This is a genomic window from Streptomyces sp. CNT360 (genome assembly GCF_000424785.1).
Genome location: NZ_KE384245.1, coordinates 74433 through 90148, shown reverse-complemented (window position 1 = coordinate 90148; position 15716 = coordinate 74433). Strand labels below are relative to the sequence as shown.

The 15716-nt window shown below is 72.0% G+C and carries 12 protein-coding genes; 1 reads left to right on the top strand and 11 read right to left on the bottom strand.

All coding sequences use genetic code 11. The features are described from left to right. Positions 1–23: 23 nt before the first annotated feature. The 4 genes from H297_RS0129675 to H297_RS0129660 form a co-directional block, all read right to left on the bottom strand. Positions 24–911 (bottom strand): TIGR03936 family radical SAM-associated protein, encoded by an 888-nt coding sequence (locus H297_RS0129675; RefSeq protein ID WP_027740015.1) that lies wholly within the window; start codon positions 909–911, stop codon positions 24–26. 262 nt (positions 912–1173) lie between these two features. Further along, the gene (locus tag H297_RS39135) at positions 1174–2307 is read right to left on the bottom strand and encodes a hypothetical protein (protein ID WP_486589721.1); all 1134 of its coding nucleotides are present in this window, start codon (positions 2305–2307) and stop codon (positions 1174–1176) included. A 569-nt stretch (positions 2308–2876) separates the two neighbouring features. Next, on the bottom strand, positions 2877–3671 hold the full coding sequence (locus H297_RS0129665; RefSeq protein ID WP_027740014.1) for a VOC family protein: 795 nt from the start codon (positions 3669–3671) through the stop codon (positions 2877–2879). 173 nt (positions 3672–3844) lie between these two features. Then, positions 3845–5908 (bottom strand): restriction endonuclease, encoded by a 2064-nt coding sequence (locus tag H297_RS0129660; RefSeq protein ID WP_027740013.1) that lies wholly within the window; start codon positions 5906–5908, stop codon positions 3845–3847. 175 nt (positions 5909–6083) lie between these two features. Between H297_RS0129660 and H297_RS0129655 the strand changes: the two genes are divergently transcribed. Beyond that, positions 6084–6458: a VOC family protein gene (locus H297_RS0129655; RefSeq protein WP_027740012.1), complete on the top strand. Its 375-nt coding sequence runs from the start codon at positions 6084–6086 to the stop codon at positions 6456–6458. Positions 6459–6543: 85 nt separating this feature from the next. On the opposite strand, the gene H297_RS0129650 is transcribed toward H297_RS0129655, so the two are convergent. The 7 genes from H297_RS0129650 to ndk form a co-directional block, all read right to left on the bottom strand. Further along, on the bottom strand, positions 6544–8484 hold the full coding sequence (locus tag H297_RS0129650) for a TIGR03960 family B12-binding radical SAM protein (protein WP_027740011.1): 1941 nt from the start codon (positions 8482–8484) through the stop codon (positions 6544–6546). 120 nt (positions 8485–8604) lie between these two features. Beyond that, positions 8605–9804 carry a rod shape-determining protein RodA gene (gene rodA / locus H297_RS0129645; protein WP_027740010.1) on the bottom strand — a complete coding sequence of 400 codons (1200 nt, stop codon included), beginning with the start codon at positions 9802–9804 and terminating at the stop codon, positions 8605–8607. Beyond that, complete coding sequence (gene mrdA / locus H297_RS0129640) at positions 9801–12083, bottom strand: penicillin-binding protein 2 (RefSeq protein ID WP_027740009.1); 2283 nt, start codon at positions 12081–12083, stop codon at positions 9801–9803. The genes rodA and mrdA overlap by 4 nt, the downstream gene beginning before the upstream one ends. Next, on the bottom strand, positions 12080–12823 hold the full coding sequence (gene mreD / locus H297_RS0129635) for a rod shape-determining protein MreD (RefSeq protein ID WP_027740008.1): 744 nt from the start codon (positions 12821–12823) through the stop codon (positions 12080–12082). The genes mrdA and mreD overlap by 4 nt, the downstream gene beginning before the upstream one ends. Positions 12824–12832: 9 nt before the next feature. Further along, positions 12833–13774 carry a rod shape-determining protein MreC gene (gene mreC / locus H297_RS0129630; protein ID WP_027740007.1) on the bottom strand — a complete coding sequence of 314 codons (942 nt, stop codon included), beginning with the start codon at positions 13772–13774 and terminating at the stop codon, positions 12833–12835. A gap of 140 nt (positions 13775–13914) precedes the next feature. Beyond that, positions 13915–14934 carry a rod shape-determining protein gene (locus H297_RS0129625; protein ID WP_027740006.1) on the bottom strand — a complete coding sequence of 340 codons (1020 nt, stop codon included), beginning with the start codon at positions 14932–14934 and terminating at the stop codon, positions 13915–13917. A 228-nt stretch (positions 14935–15162) separates the two neighbouring features. Then, complete coding sequence (gene ndk / locus H297_RS0129620; protein ID WP_027740005.1) at positions 15163–15576, bottom strand: nucleoside-diphosphate kinase; 414 nt, start codon at positions 15574–15576, stop codon at positions 15163–15165. Positions 15577–15716 lie beyond the last annotated feature (140 nt).

The following is a 15716-nucleotide window of genomic DNA, read 5'->3' as shown; positions in this document are numbered from 1 at the left end:
TGTGCGCGGCTTCGGCGGCGCTCCTACGCGGTGTCGCCCGGCACCGTCCCGGCGCTGGCAACCCCGGCGCCGGTGGGCTCCGGGACCGCGTCACGGTCGGGTGCGAACGGGTCGGTCACCGTGCCGGTCCTCTCATCGAGCGGCCCCTGCGCCAGCCTGGTCACCGCTGCGGCAACCGGCGGCGCCAGGTCGGCCGCAACGCGGAGGCCGGACAGGACGTCGTCGGGTCGTACGGCAGGTGTCACGTGTCGTACTACCAGCCGCAGTATCGCACAGGCACCCTCGCTCGGCCTATCGGCGGCCGTCGAGGTGTTCGCCGGGGCGCCTGCCGAGGCGCTCCCGGGCGGGCCCGCGAAGGCGCCCGCGAGGAAGCCGGACGTACCCGCGAGGGCGCTCGCGGGGACGGCGGGCCCGTCGGGGTCGGCAAGGGTGAGGCTCAGGACGGCGGCGCGGGCGTCGAAGGTGCGGAGGCCCTTCTTGGTCTGCCGCTCCACCTCGACGGTCTCGGCCGCCAGGAAGGTCTCGACCGCGGCGCCGGCCACCTGGGGGGCCACGCCGTCCAGGCGCAGCTCCCACTCGGAGGCCTCCAGCCGGTCGCTGAAGTCGGAGCCGTATGCCTCGACCGCGTCGACGATGTCGAGGCCGTCGGGCATGCAGGTGTCGAGGAGCGTGCGCAGCTCCTCGGGTTCGCGGCGTCGGACGAGGGCGATCTCCAGGTACTCGGCCTCGCTGCCGGTGCCCGTCGGTGCGGCGTTGGCGTAGCTGACCTTGGGGTGCGGGGTGAAACCTGCGGAGTACGCCATGGGCACCTCGGCGCGGCGCAGGGCCCGCTCGAAGGCGCGCTGGAAGTCGCGGTGGCTGGTGAACCGAAGGCGGCCCCGCTTGGTGTAGCGCAGGCGGACGCGCTGCACGGCGGGTGCGGGCGGCGGGCCTTCGGGCTGTCGCTTGCCCAGTGGTTCTCTCCTCGGTGCCGGGCGGCACGCGCGAGCGGGCCGCCCCTGTCTGACAGAACGGTACGTAGGCGGAAGTCCGCACCTGCCGGGCGGGCGCCCTCGCTGCGGGCGCCGCACCAGTGGCCGAACGCCTGCGCGGGCCGGGCCGTCCTGCCGGCCGGTACCCGGACGCGTTGTGCGTTTGTGCGGATGATCCTTCTGCCCAGGGTACGCGGCCGTCCTACGGCAGCGGCTCCCGCTCCCGGGAGCGGGGTGCTCCGAACAGGGCCCGCCGGATCTCTGCCCGGGTCGCGCGGGCGGAGGCACGGGCGGCACCCAGGGCGGAGCGCACCGCCCGCCCGGCGCCCTGCAAGGAGCGTCCCGCCGCCCGGAACCCCGCGGTCAGGGGCCGCCACAGCCCGTGCCGCAGCGCGCGGCCCGCCGGGGCCAGCACGTACCGCCACACCCCGACCGACGGCGCCACCAGCAGCGCGTACAGCACCCGGCCGAGGAACCGGAGGACCCTCGCCGTCACCCGCCCCGCGACCCGCCAGGCCACCGTCAGGGCGTCGGCGCTCTCGCGGGCGACCAGAGCGATGCCCCGCCCGACGGGGACGAGCACCCACCGGTGGAGGGCGAGCGCCGGTACGAGAAGCAGGTACCGCCCCAGCCACACCAGGGCCGAACCTGTTCCCCTGACGGCTGCCGCCACCGCGCGCCCCAGGGGGAACAGCACCCACCGGCCGAACCCCGCCACCGGTGCGACCACCGACCAGCGCCACAGCCAGGCGACGGCGACCGCGATGCCGCTCCCGGCGGGAACGAGTACCCGGCGCCACAGCAGCGCAGCGGGCAGCACCAGCAGGTACCGCCCCGCTCGGCCGAGACCGGCGGCGGTGCCCCGGGCGAGCGGGGCCAGCACCCGGGCGTACAGCCAGGTGGCCGGGGCGACGAGGAGTACCCGGACGAGGTAGGTGAACCCGGCGGCGCAGGCACGCCCCACGGCGGCGAGCCCGCGCCCGCAGGCGGCCGGCCCCCGGCCGGCCGGACGCAGGACGTACCGCCACAGACCGCGGCCGACCGGGTTCAGGACATGGCGCCACAGGCCCACCCACGGCCGGACGAACACCGCCGTGGCGCCCCAGGCGAGGGCCGTTGCGAGCGTGCGGCCTGCCGGGACGAGCAGCTTGTGCCACAGCAGGCCGGCCGGGACCGCCACGAGCGTGCGGCCCACCTGTCGGAGCGCCCGTCCGAGGGGCACCAGCACGCCGCGCCGCACGGCCCGTCCGGCCGCCGTCAGCAGGTCCCACACGAGGCGGACCGGCAGCACCAGCACGAACATCACGATCCGCACCGGCAGCCGTACGGCCGCCACGAGACACCCTTCCGGTCCTGGGCCGCCCTGCGATCCGGTGCGGACGTGCGGTTCCGAGCGACGGGGGATCGCGCCGTGGCGGGGCTGGTGTGCGGTCACGCCCGGGGAGACGGAGCGGACCCGGCGGGCGGTTCGGCAGCCGGTGTGGTGATCCGGTAACGGAGCGCCGGGGCTGCGCCGGTCCCCGAGCACGCCGCCGCAGGCCTCGATGACCTCGCGGGACGCCTCGTGGTCGTGGTCGCAGGACTGCAGCGCGGCGGAGGTGAGGGGCGATCGCGGAGCCGTCCTCGGGGGTGCCGCGCCCTTCCGCGAACGGACTCTCCCATCGCCGCCGCGGACGAGGCGTGCGCGCCTGGGGTCGGCTCACTCGACCGGGGGCACCGCGCCAGCGCGCCGGCCACCGTGTCGGCGCTGCCGGGCCGGGCGGGCAGCACCTTTCAGGGCGGGCCGGTCGGCTCACGGCGGAGCCTGCCGCTCCACGGGAGCTCTCCCGGCGTGCGGCAGGTCTGCCGCGGCTTCCGACGGACGGAGCGCCCCGTACGGCGGCCGGCGGCCGGTGCGGCGGGGGGTCAGTCCACGTTCATCGGGCGCGGGGTGAGCACCGCGAAGGGTGCGCCCTGGGAGTCGGCCAGCACGGCCATGCGTCCGGCCACCATGTCGAACGGCTCCTTGAGCGTCCAGCCGCCGGCCGCCTTCGCCGCTGCGGTGGTGGCGTCGGTGTCGGACACCGCGAAGTACACCAGCCAGTGCGAGGGGGTACCCGTCGGCACGCCCTCGGGCATCGGCTGCATGCCGGCCACTTCCCGGCCGTCGGCGAGCAGCGAGAAGTAGTCCTCGTCCGCGTCCCCCATCGGGGCGCTCTCCAGGCCGAGCGCCGCCGTGTAGAAGGCGGAGGCGGCGGGCCGGTCGGTGGTGTCGAGCTCGTTCCAGACCAGGGCACCGGGCTCGTCCACGATCCCGGCCCCGGCGAAGTCGCCGGGCTGCCAGATGCCGAAGACGCCTCCGGTGGGGTCGGCCAGCAGGCCCATCCGGCCCAGGCTCATCACGTCCATCACGGGCATCACGGTCTCCCCGCCCGCGAGCACCGCCGCCTGTGCTGTCGTGTCGGCGTCGGTCACCGAGAGGTAGGTGGTCCACACGGTGGGCGGCGTGGGCTGGTCGCCCACCGGCTGCGCCGCCATGATCCCGGCCACCGGCTGCCCGTCCAGTCGGCAGACGGCGTAGCCGCCCATCTCCTGCGGTCCGATCTCCCCCGACCAGCCCAGGACGCGCGTGTAGAAGTCGATGGCGGCCTGCTGGTCGGGGGCGGCCAGGTCGATCCAGCAGGGGGTGCCGGGCCGGTAGGGCGAGGTGACGTGAGGCATGCTGCCTCCTCAGCGACGGAACGGACGACGGCTGCGGAACCCCGGGGCGGCGCCGTACTCTCCTGCCTCCACGCTCCTCGCCCCACGGCGGTCCCGCCACTCGGACCGGGCGCGGCCGAGAAGCCCGGGGCACCTGCGGACTCGGCCCCGGCCCGGAAGCGGAACCGTGGGGCCTACTCCACCGCGATGCCGTGGTCGGGAAGGAGCTGCGTCAGGCCGCCCGGATAGCCCTTGCCGCCGACGACGAAGTCCCAGTCGCCGCCGGGCCTGCGGCGGAAGGAGCCCAGGACCAGGGCCGTCTCGCCGGCCCGGCCGTCCGAGACGTCGAGGCGGCCCAGCTCTTCGCGGGCGGTGTCCCGCAGGCTGATGCGGGCGTCCGTGAAGCCCGACAGGTCGGCGTCGGGGTCGGCTTCCGGATCGGTCGCGGCCACGAGGACGAGGCGGTCCGCCCGCTCGGGCAGCGCGGAGAAGGTCACCTGGAGCGCTGCCCTGTCCCCGGCCGAGGCCGGCAGCGTGCTGACCGCACCGTCCGGTGTGCCGGGGTTGTTGAAGAAGACGAACCAGTCGTCGCCCAGCACCGTCTCACCCGCGCAGACGAGGGCGCAGATGTCCACGGGGACGTTCCCGGACCAGGTCATGCCGAGGACGTGCCGGTCCTCCGGCGGCGGTTCGCAGGCCACCTGCGGCGCTGACGGCGCCGGGGCGGGCGGGGCGCCCTCCCCCAGGCGGCCGCCGAGCCCGTGCCGGTGCAGCAGGTCGACGAGCTCGCCGCCGGATATCAGTTCCAGCGGCTTGCCACTGGCGAAGGTGTGCGATCCGGGCCCGAACCCCGATGTCGTCACCAGCACGCCCTTGTTGGCTCCCCGGTCCTGCACCGTCCCGTACAGGTCCCGTACGGCCGACGGCGGCACGGTGCCCCGGTAGCGCTTGACCTGGACGACGATCGTGCCGCCGCGGACGGGGGTGGGGTCCACGGCGTCGACGTCCACCCCGCCGTCGCCGGAGCGTTCGGTCGTCACGGCCCGCATCCCCATGGCGCGGAAGAGTTCGGCGACGAGCGACTCGAACGCGAGCGGGTCCATGGCGAACAGGTCGGGCTCGGGGTCGTCGTCGTGGGTGACGACCTGGTTCCCGACGTCCTCGGGCCTGCGGACGGGCCGTACCGCGGTGAGCTGGTCCGGGCGGGCCGAGAGCTGCCCGCTGAGGCCGTCGACCAGGCAGGCGACCGCGTCCACCTGCTCCAGGTGGAACTCGGCGAACGTGGCGCGCGGGGCCATGACGGTGGCCAGGACGATCATGGCGCGGCGTCCCGTCACCGGATCGTGGTCCTCCACGAACCCGTTGAGGGCCACGGACTCCAGCGCCCCGGACTCGTCCGCCGCGAACAGGTCGCGCAGCACCAGCAGCAGGCACTGGGCCAGCACGTCGCGGTACAGGGCGCGCCGCTGCCCCACCGGCCGTGCGGTCTCCTTGTCCTGGCCGGTGCCGGGCATGTACCGCACCGACCTGGTCCCGGGGACCACGGCGTAGCCCGGCAGCTCCCAGTCCAGCACCAGTTGCCGGGCCGCCGCGTCGTACGCGGCGCTGACGCGGCGGGGCAGGTGCTCGGGCCACGCCGTCGAGGCGTGGAGGGCCGCGGTGAAGTACTCGACCACCGCCTCGGGCTCGCCCCGCCCGACCGCGGCGGCCACCTCGGCGACCTGCGCGTTGTGCCGGCGCGCCTGCGTGAGCTGCGCCGTGGCCCACTGGTCGTACCGGCTCCGGTAGGCCGCGAGCTGCTGGAGGCGCTGCGCCTCCGCGGCCCGCGCCGCCTGCCAGTCGCGTTCGTACTGCGCCCGCGCCTGTGCCTGTGCCCGGTCGCGGCGGCCGGCCGTCCAGCCGCCGCCGTCGACCCGGTACCGGTTCGGGTCGGGCAGCGGGACGGGCTGCTCCAAAGGGCCCGGGGAGAAGGGCGGGACCTCCTCCGGCCGCAGCAGTGCGGCAGGCCGGAAGGCGGGCGCCCGGCAGCCGGCGGCCAGCAGCCCCTCCAGGGCCGCGACCCGGTCCTGGAGTTCCTCGGTGCGGCGCCGGGCCTCGGCGTGCCGGTAGTCGCGCTGGTCCTGTTCCTGCCTGCGCTGGTGGGCGCGGAACTGCCGCTCCTGCTCCCTGCGCTGCCGGGCCTCGGCCTGCTCCCTGCGCTGCTGCTGGCGCTGCACCTCGGCCCAGACACCGACCAGACCACTGGCGCGACGGCTCATGCTCCCCAGACCCCCCAGGCCCGCAACGGATCTTCCCGCACAAGAATGCACCCTGTGTGCCGACTTGCGGCACACAGGGTGCGCACGGGATCTGCCGGAGCGTCCCGATAGATTGCCCGAAGGACGCCCCGGCGCCCGCACGAGGCGGGACGGGCGAGTGGGAGGAGAGCCGGAGATGATCCGCAGGATGCAGGCGGTCGCACTCGACTGCCCGGACCCGGTCCGACTGGCGGAGTTCTACGCGCAACTGCTCGGCGGGCAGGTCGTGGAGGACCCGCAGGACGCGGACTGGGTGGAGGTCCGCGGGTTCGAGGGGACGCCGCTCGCGTTCCAGCGGGTGGCCGACTACCGCCCTCCGCAGTGGCCCGGGCAGCAGACGCCGCAGCAGGCGCACCTGGACTTCGATGTGGACGACATCGAGGCGGACGAGAAGCGGGCGCTGGAGCTCGGCGCGACCGTGCTGGAGCGCACCGACCAGGTGCGTCCGGACACCAACTGGCGGGTCTACGCGGACCCGGCGGGCCACCCCTTCTGCCTCTGCCTCCACTGAGCCACCCGCAGCGCCTGCACCGGCGCCGCCGCCTGCGCGGAGGCGGCGGCGCCGGTGCAGGCGCTGCGGGTGGCGGCGCTGTCTGCTAGCCGCCCGCGCCGTTGTCGACGACGGACAACGGCAACAGCTTCTTGCCCGTCGGCCCCATCTGGATCTCGGTGTCCATCTGCGGACACACGCCGCAGTCGAAGCAGGGGTCCCAGCGGCAGTCGGGCACCTCGGTCTCGTCGAGGGCGTCCTGCCAGTCCTCCCACAGCCAGTCCTTGTCCAGGCCGGAGTCCAGGTGGTCCCAGGGCAGAACCTCCTCGTAGGACCGCTCCCGGGTGGTGTACCAGTCGACGTCCACGCCGGTGCCGTCCAGCGCCTTGGCGGCCGACTCCATCCACAGGTCGTAGGAGAAGTACTCGCGCCAGCCGTCGAAGCGCCCGCCGCGCTCGTAGACCTCGCGGACGACCGCGCCGATCCGGCGGTCGCCGCGCGAGAGCAGGCCCTCGACGATGCCGGGCTTGCCGTCGTGGTAGCGGAAACCGATCGAGCGGCCGTACTTCTTGTCGCCGCGGATCTTGTCGCGGAGCTTGCCCAGCCGCGCGTCCGTCTCCTCGGCGGAGAGCTGCGGCGCCCACTGGAAGGGGGTGTGCGGCTTGGGGACGAAGCCGCCGATGGAGACGGTGCAGCGGATGTCGTTGGACCTGGCTACCTCGCGGCCCTTGGCGATGACGTCGACGGCCATGTCGCCGATCTGGAGGACGTCCTCGTCCGTCTCGGTGGGCAGCCCGCACATGAAGTAGAGCTTCACCTGACGCCAGCCGTTGCCGTAGGCGGTGGCGACCGTGCGGATCAGGTCGTCCTCGGAGACCATCTTGTTGATGACCTTGCGGATGCGCTCGCTGCCGCCCTCGGGCGCGAAGGTGAGGCCCGAGCGGCGGCCGTTGCGGGTCAGCTCGTTGGCCAGGTCGATGTTGAAGGCGTCCACCCGGGTGGAGGGCAGCGAGAGGCCGACCTTGTCCTCCTCGTAGCGGTCGGCCAGGCCCTTGGCGATGTCGCCGATCTCGCTGTGGTCGGCGGAGGAGAGCGAGAGCAGGCCCACCTCCTCGAAGCCGGTGTTCTTCAGGCCCGCGTCGACCATGTCGCCGATGCCGGTGATGGAGCGCTCCCGGACCGGGCGGGTGATCATGCCGGCCTGGCAGAAGCGGCAGCCACGGGTGCAGCCGCGGAAGATCTCCACGGACATCCGCTCGTGCACCGTCTCGGCGAGCGGGACCAGCGGCTGCTTGGGGTAGGGCCACTCGTCCAGGTCCATGACGGTGTGCTTGCTGACCCGCCACGGCACACCGGAACGGCCCGGGACGACGCGGGAGATGCGGCCGTCGGGCAGGTACTCCACGTCGTAGAAGCGCGGTACGTACACGCCGCCGGTCTTCGCCAGCCGCAGCAGCACCTCGTCCCGGCCACCGGGGCGGCCCTCGGCCTTCCAGGCCCGGATGATCTCGCTGACCTCCAGCACGGCCTGCTCGCCGTCGCCGATCACCGCGACGTCGATGAAGTCCGCGATGGGCTCCGGGTTGAACGCGGCGTGCCCGCCCGCCATCACGATCGGGTGGTCCTCGGTGCGGTCCTTCGACTCCAGCGGGATGCCGGACAGATCGAGGGCCGTCAGCAGGTTGGTGTAGCCCAGCTCGGTGGAGAAGGAGACGCCGAACACGTCGAAGGCACCGACGGGGCGGTGCGCGTCCACGGTGAACTGCGGGACCCGGTGCTCGCGCATCAGCTTCTCCAGGTCCGGCCAGACGCTGTAGGTCCGCTCGGCCAGGACGCCCTCGCGCTCGTTGAGCACCTCGTAGAGGATCATGACGCCCTGGTTGGGCAGGCCGACCTCGTACGCGTCCGGATACATCAGCGCCCACCGGACGTCGGCCTCGTCCCACTCCTTGACGGTGGAGTTCAGCTCACCGCCCACGTACTGGATCGGCTTTTGAACGTGCGGAAGCAAGGCCTCCAGCTGGGGGAAGACCGACTCGACGGGCATCACTGCGCGCTTTCCTTGGGGATCCCCCGGACGGGGCCCGGGGATGACAGGGCCAGTCGTCCAGAGTAACGGTAGTGACCGCGCCACCCGGACGGCTTCCCTTCCCGGACCGATGGGGCGCTATGCCGCTATCGGCTTCTGCGTCCGGATCGACTGCAGCAGGCCCACTCCGATCCACACGGCGAACATCGACGTACCGCCGTAGGAGACGAACGGCAGCGGCAGCCCGGCCACCGGCATGATGCCCAGCGTCATGCCGATGTTCTCGAACGCCTGGAAGGCGAACCAGGCGATGATTCCGGCGGCGACGATGGTGCTGTACAGCGACGTCGACTCGCGAGCGATCCGGCAGGCCCGCCAGATGAGCACGCCGAGCAGGACGAGGATGAGCCCGCCGCCGACGAATCCGAGCTCCTCACCGGCGACGGTGAAGACGAAGTCGGTCTGCTGTTCGGGCACGAACTGGCCGGTCGTCTGGGTGCCCTCGAAGAGGCCCTTGCCGGTGAGACCGCCGGAACCGATGGCGATCCGGGCCTGGTTGGTGTTGTAGCCGACGCCGGAGGGGTCCAGCGCCGGGTTGGCGAAGGCCGCGAACCGGTTGATCTGGTACTCGTCCAGCAGTCCGAGCGCCCACACCAGCACCGCGCCCAGGGCGCCGGCCAGGCACAGGCCGATCACCCAGCGGTTGGAGGCGCCGGAGGACAGCAGCACCGCGAGGATGATCATGACCAGCACCATCACGGATCCGAGGTCGGGCATCGCCAGAATGATCACGACGGGCAGCGCCGCCAGACCCAGCGCGTGCAGCACGGTGCGGTGGTCGGGGTGGTCCCGGTCCCCGGCGTCGACCTTGGCGGACAGCAGCATCGCCATGCCGAGGATCACCGTGATCTTGATGAACTCGGCGGGCTGCACGGTGAAGCCGCCGCCCAGGTTCAGCCAGGCCCGGGAGCCGTTGATGGTGGCCCCGAGCGGGGTGAGCACGCACAGGGCGAGGAGCACGGTGATGCCGTAGAGCACCGGAACGGCGCTGCGCAGCCGGCGGTGGCCCAGCCACACCGTACCGGCCATCAGAGCGATCCCGATGATCAGACTGATCACGTGCCGGACGAGGAAGTACTGCGGGTCGCCCTGGTTGAGCTCGGTGCGGTTGCGGGTGGCGGACCACACGAGCAGCGAACCGATGATCGCGAGGCCGGTGCCGGAGACCAGCATGAACCAGTCCATGCGCCACACGACCGAGTCCCGCGCGGTCAGCCGGTTCCACAGCGAGCGCTTGCGTGGCCCGTAGCCGCCGAGGGGGAACGAGTGGGTGCTCATCGTCGTTCACCTCCGGCGAGCTGGCGGGTGTCGCGGGCCCGCTGGGCGCCGTCGCGTTGTCGTTGCTGCCGCTCGCCCTCGTGGAGCGCCACCTGGGTCTCGTTGCGGGTACCGGGGGTCTCGGCCGGGGGTTCTGCCTTCTGGTGCTTGTCCTCGTGGCCGGCGCGGCGCTTGTCGCGCTGGGCGACGATGGTGCCGTCCTTGGAGATCCTCGGCAGCTTCGTCTGCGGCTTGGACAGCAGCGCCTTCTTCTTGTCGATGCCGCCGTCGCTTCCGACGCCGTACATCGCGTTGTAGATGTTGCGCACGGCCGGACCGGAGGCTCCGGAGCCCGTACCGCCCTGGGAGATGGTCATCACGACGGTGAAGTCGTCGGTGTAGGTGGCCAGCCACGAGGTGGTCTGCTTGCCGGCGACCTCGGCGGTACCCGTCTTGGCGTGCATCTTGATCTTGTCCTGCGGCCACCCTGCCTCGCCGAACCGCCAGGCGGCGGAGCCCCGCGTGGCCACGCCCTGGAGGGCCTTGTCCATCTGCCCCAGCGTCTTCTTGTCCAGCGGCAGCTTGCCGTGCGCGGTGGGCTCGATCTCGTTGACGCTCTTGCCGTCCGGGCTGATCACCGCCTTGCCGAGGGTGGGGTCGTGCAGGGTGCCGCCGTTGCCGAGGGCCGCGTAGATGGAGGCCATCTGGATCGGGGTGACGAGCGTGTCGCCCTGACCGATGGAGTAGTTGACGCTGTCACCGGCGCGCATCTTCATGCCGGAGACGCAGTTCTCCTTGGCGATCCGCTCGGCGTAGCTGGGGTTGCCGCCGCCGTTCTCGGCCTGCTTGCACCAGGCGTCCTTGTTGGCCTTCCAGTAGTCCTTCTTCCACTGCCGGTCCGGGACCCGGCCTGCGACCTCGTTGGGCAGGTCGACACCGGTCTCCTTGCCGAGGCCGAACTGGTGGGCGGTCTTGTAGAAGTAGTCGTGGGCGCCCTTCCTGGGCAGGTTGCCGCCGTCCTTCTTCCACTCCTTGTACGCCAGCCGGTAGAAGACGGTGTCGCAGGAGACCTCCAGGGCTCGGCCCAGGCCGATGTTGCCGTACCCCTTGGACTCGTAGTTCTTGAAGGTCTGGCCGCCCACCTTGTAGTCCGAGGAGCACTCGTAGTTGCCGTCGAAGGGGTAGCCGGCCTTGACGGCCGAGCTGGTGGAGATGACCTTGAAGATCGAACCGGGCGCCGACAGGCTCTGGATGGAGCGGTTGAGCAGCGGGTAGTTGGAGTCCTTCCCGGTCAGCTTCGCGTACTCCTTGCCGGAGATGCCGCCCACCCAGGCGTTGGGGTCGTACTCCGGGTTGGAGGCCATGGCCACGACGCGGCCCGTCTTGTTCTCCATGACGACGGCGGCACCGGCGTCCGCCTTGTAGTTGCGGCCGGTGTTCTTGTCGAACTCCTTGCGCGCGTTCTTCATCGCCTGGTCGAGCTGCTTCTCGACGACGGACTGGACGCGGGAGTCGACGGAGGTGACCAGGTTGGCGCCGGGGTGCGCCTTCTCGCTCTCGGCCTCGCCCATGACCCGGCCGAGGTTGTCGACCTCGTAGCGGGTGACACCGGAGCTGCCGCGCAGCTTGCTGTCGTAGGTGCGCTCCAGGCCGGAGCGGCCGATCTCGTCGGAGGGCAGGAAGGGCGAGTCGCTGTCCTTGGCCTGCTCGATCTCGTCGTCGGTGACGGGCGAGAGGTAGCCGAGCGCCTGTGCGGTGTTGGCCCCGTACGGCGCCGGGTACCGGCGCACCGCCTCGGGCTCGGCGGTGATGCCGGGGAAGTCCTCGGAGCGCTCGCGGATCTGGAGGGCCTGCTTGGGCTTGGCGTCGTCGGTGACCGGGATCGGCTGGTAGGGCGAGCCGTTCCAGCAGGGCTGCGAGGTGTGGGCGTCGCAGAGCCGGACCTTCCGCTTGACGGTCTTCGCGTCCATGCCCAGCACCTTGGCGAGCCGTTCGAGGACGGCCGCGCCCTCGTCGTCCTGCTTCATCAACTCGGTGCGGGACGCGGAGACCACCAGCCGGGTCTCGTTGTCGGCGATGGGCACCCCGCGGGAGTCGACGATGGAGCCGCGCACGGCCGGCTCGACGACCTGCTGGACGTGGTTGCCCTTGGCCTCTTTCTGGTACTCGTCGCCGTTGCGGACCTGGAGGTACCACAGCCGCCCGCCGAGCGTCAGCAGCAGCGACATCACCAGGATCTGAATGGCGATCAGCCGGATCGTGACGCGGGAGGAGCGCCCCGTCTCAGGGATGTTGCTCACAGGCGCTTGACCCCCTTGAGCTTGCCGGCCTTGGTGCGGCCACCGCTCAGATCCATCGTCCTGCCGCCGCGCGCGGTGCGCTTGCCCGCCTTGGCGACCTTGCCGACCTTGCCCGGCTTGCCGCCCTTGCCGAGGACGCCGCTGCCGGAGGGGCTGAGGCTGGCGCCCGAGGCGAGCCACCCGTAGGCGCGCATGCCGCCCCCGGCGCTGCCACCGCCCGGCTCGGCGCCGAGCGGGTCCCGCTCCCCCTTCCGGGCCAGCGCCATCACCAGCGGGACGACGAACGGCGCGAGCACCAGGTCGTAGATGGTAGCGGTGGCCAGCAGCCCGGTGAGGCCGACGGCGCGGGCCGCGGTGTCTCCGACCAGCGCGCCGACACCCGCGTACAGCAGGGTGGAGCAGATCGCGGCGGAGGCGACGACGAGCATCGGGACGGTCGCCGAACGGTGCTGGCCCGCCTCCGGCTTGGTCAGGCCCGCGGCGTAGCCGATGAGGCAGAGCACCAGCGCGTAGCGGCCCACCGCGTGATCGGCGGGCGGGGCGATGTCGGCCAGCAGCCCGGCGAAGAAGCCGACGAGGGCACCCGCCGTGTGTCCGTACACCAGAGCGAGGCCGACGACGGTGAGCAGCAGCAGGTCCGGCACGGCGCCCGGCAGCTGGAGCCGGGCCAAGACGGTGACCTGCACGATGAGGGCGACGACCACGAGAGCGGCCGTGAGCAGCGTCCGGTTGACGTACAGCACTTCGTCTCAGCTCCTGGGCGAGGGCTTGTCGCCGGGGGTGGCGGTCACGGTGACCGTGGGCGCGGGCTTGGGCTTGGGCTTGGGCGGCTTCTTGGACTTGAGGACCTCGTCCCGCGGATCCTCCCGCGGGGGCTGGACGACGATGCCGACCACGTCCAGGCGGGTGAAGCCGACGTAGGGCTTGACCCGCACCGTGCGGGTGAGGGTGCCCTTGTTCCGCTCGACCTTGGTGACCTCGCCGACGGGCACGCCGGGCACGAACGGCTTGTCGTCGCGCGAGCCGAAGGTGACCAGGCGGTCCCCCTTGTCCACCCCGGCCTTGCCGTTGAGGAGCTGCACGCTGAGCGCGTTGCCGCCGCGCCCGGTGGCGAAGCCCAGCTCGTTGCTCTTCTCCAGGCGGGTGCCGACGCTGAAGTCGGGGTCGTTGGCGAGCAGCACGGTGGAGGTGGAGGAGCCGACGGTGGTGACCCGGCCGACCAGCCCGTCGCCGTTGATGACGGTCATGTCGCGGAGGATGCCGTCCTCCCGGCCGGCGTCCAGGGTGACGGTCCAGGAGAAGCCCTGGGCCGCGCCGATCCCGATGACCTGGGCGCCCTTGACGCCGTAGCCGCCGGCACCCGCGGTCTTGAGGAGCTTGTCGAGCTCCTTGGCCCGGGAGCGGTTGCGGTCCGTGGAGCCGAGCCGCTGCTTGAGCGCCGCGTTCTGCTGTTCCAGGCGGGTGATTCTGTCGTGGCGGTCACCCGAGTCGCGGACGGCGGCGATGGCGTTGCCGACGGGGTCGACCGCCGAGGCCACGCCGTTCTCCACCGGGCCGAGCGCGGAGGCGGCCCCCTGTCGCGCCCCGTCGAGCGGAGACTGCTCGCCCCCTCTGAGATCCACCGTGATCAGTGCGAACGCGATGGCGATCAGCAGGACGAGCAGCAGCCGGCTTTCTCGTGTGTCCCTCACGTGCGGCGGCCGTGCCTTTCTGGTGGGGCAGCCCCGCCGGGGCGGGGTGCAAGGCGGGGGCCGCCACTGCGCTTGCCGACCCGCCGCGTGAACGGTCAGTTATTGCGGTTGTCGCGAACAGGTGGGTAGGTGTGCGCCGGTCAGCGGCGCGGCTGTGCGTCGAGCACCTGCTGCAACGCCTCGAACTCCTCCACGCACTTGCCCGAGCCCAGCGCCACCGAGTCCAGCGGGTCCTCGGCGATGTGGATGGGCATGCCCGTCTCCCGGCGGAGCCGCTCGTCCAGGCCGCGCAGCAGCGCACCGCCGCCGGTCAGCACGATGCCCCGGTCCATCACGTCGCCGGACAGCTCGGGCGGGCACTTGTCGAGCGTCGTCTTGACCGCGTCGACGATGGCGTTGACCGGCTCCTCGATGGCCCTGCGGACCTCCGCCGCCGAGATCACCACCGTCTTCGGCAGGCCGCTGACCAGGTCGCGGCCCCGGATCTCGGTGTGCTCGTCCTTCTCCAGGTCGTGCGCCGAACCGATGGTGATCTTGATGCTCTCGGCGGTGCGTTCACCCAGCAGAAGGCTGTACTCCTTCTTGATGTGCTGGATGATCGCGTTGTCCAGCTCGTCACCGGCCACCCGGATGGACTGCGCGGTGACGATGCCGCCCAGCGAGATGACGGCCACCTCGGTGGTGCCGCCGCCGATGTCCACCACCATGTTGCCGGTGGCCTCGTGGACGGGCAGTCCCGAGCCGATCGCCGCGGCCATCGGCTCCTCGATGATGTGCACCTGACGCGCCCCCGCCTGGGTGGACGCCTCGATGACGGCGCGGCGCTCGACGCCCGTGATGCCGGACGGGACGCACACCACCACCCGGGGCCGGGCCAGATAGCGCCGCTTGTGGATCTTCAGGATGAAGTAGCGGAGCATCCGCTCGGTGATCTCGAAGTCGGCGATGACGCCGTCCTTCAAGGGGCGGACGGCGACGATGTTGCCAGGGGTGCGGCCGATCATCTTCTTCGCTTCGGCGCCGACCGCGAGGATTCCGCCTGTGTTGGTGTTGATCGCAACGACGGACGGCTCGTTGAGGACGATCCCGCGACCCCTGACGTACACCAGCGTGTTGGCGGTCCCGAGGTCGACAGCCATATCACGGCCGATGAACGACATGTTGGTTCCCATGGATGCGTCTGGCCTTCCAAGTGGGGCGATGTGGAGTGCGGCTACGGAAGGATGTGGGTACGCGCCGATGTCTGCAAAAGCGCGAGGGTTCCATCGTAGACGCGCTTGCTCGAACACGTGGAGACGGTTCCTCCGCCATTGTCGGCGGAAGTGGGAACGGCCACCGTAATGGTGACGCCGTGTCGGGAGTGCCCTTGAACAGCGGCCCGGAAAGGCTCAGGCAAAGGTCGGGAAAAAAATTGCCAGCTCCCGCTCGGCTGACTCCTCCGAGTCCGAGGCGTGGATGAGATTCTCCCGCACGATGGTGCCGAAATCACCCCGTACGGAACCGGGGGCGGCGGCGATGGGGTCGGTGGGACCGGCCAGCGCCCGGATCCCCTCGATCACCCGTTCGCCCTCGACGACCATGACGACGGAGGGCCCGGAGGACATGAACTCCACCAGCGGTGCGTAGAACGGGCGCCCCTGGTGCTCCGCGTAGTGCTGCTCCAGCGTCGCACGGTCCAGCGTGCGCAGCTCCATCGCCGCGAGGGACCAGCCCGCCTTCCGCTCGATCCGGCCGACGATCTCGCCCGTCAGACCACGGCGGACGGCATCGGGCTTGAGGATGACGAGGGTGCGCTGGCTCATCGTGTGGTGCTCCTTGGCTGGTCGTACGGACGGCTCCCGGGGGCCTGCCGGCCATGATCCGGCGGCTCCTCCCGGCCGGTGCGCAGGAGGGCAGGCGCCGCCAGGCCGGCGCTGCGAGCGGTGCCGAAGCCCGGCGGTCA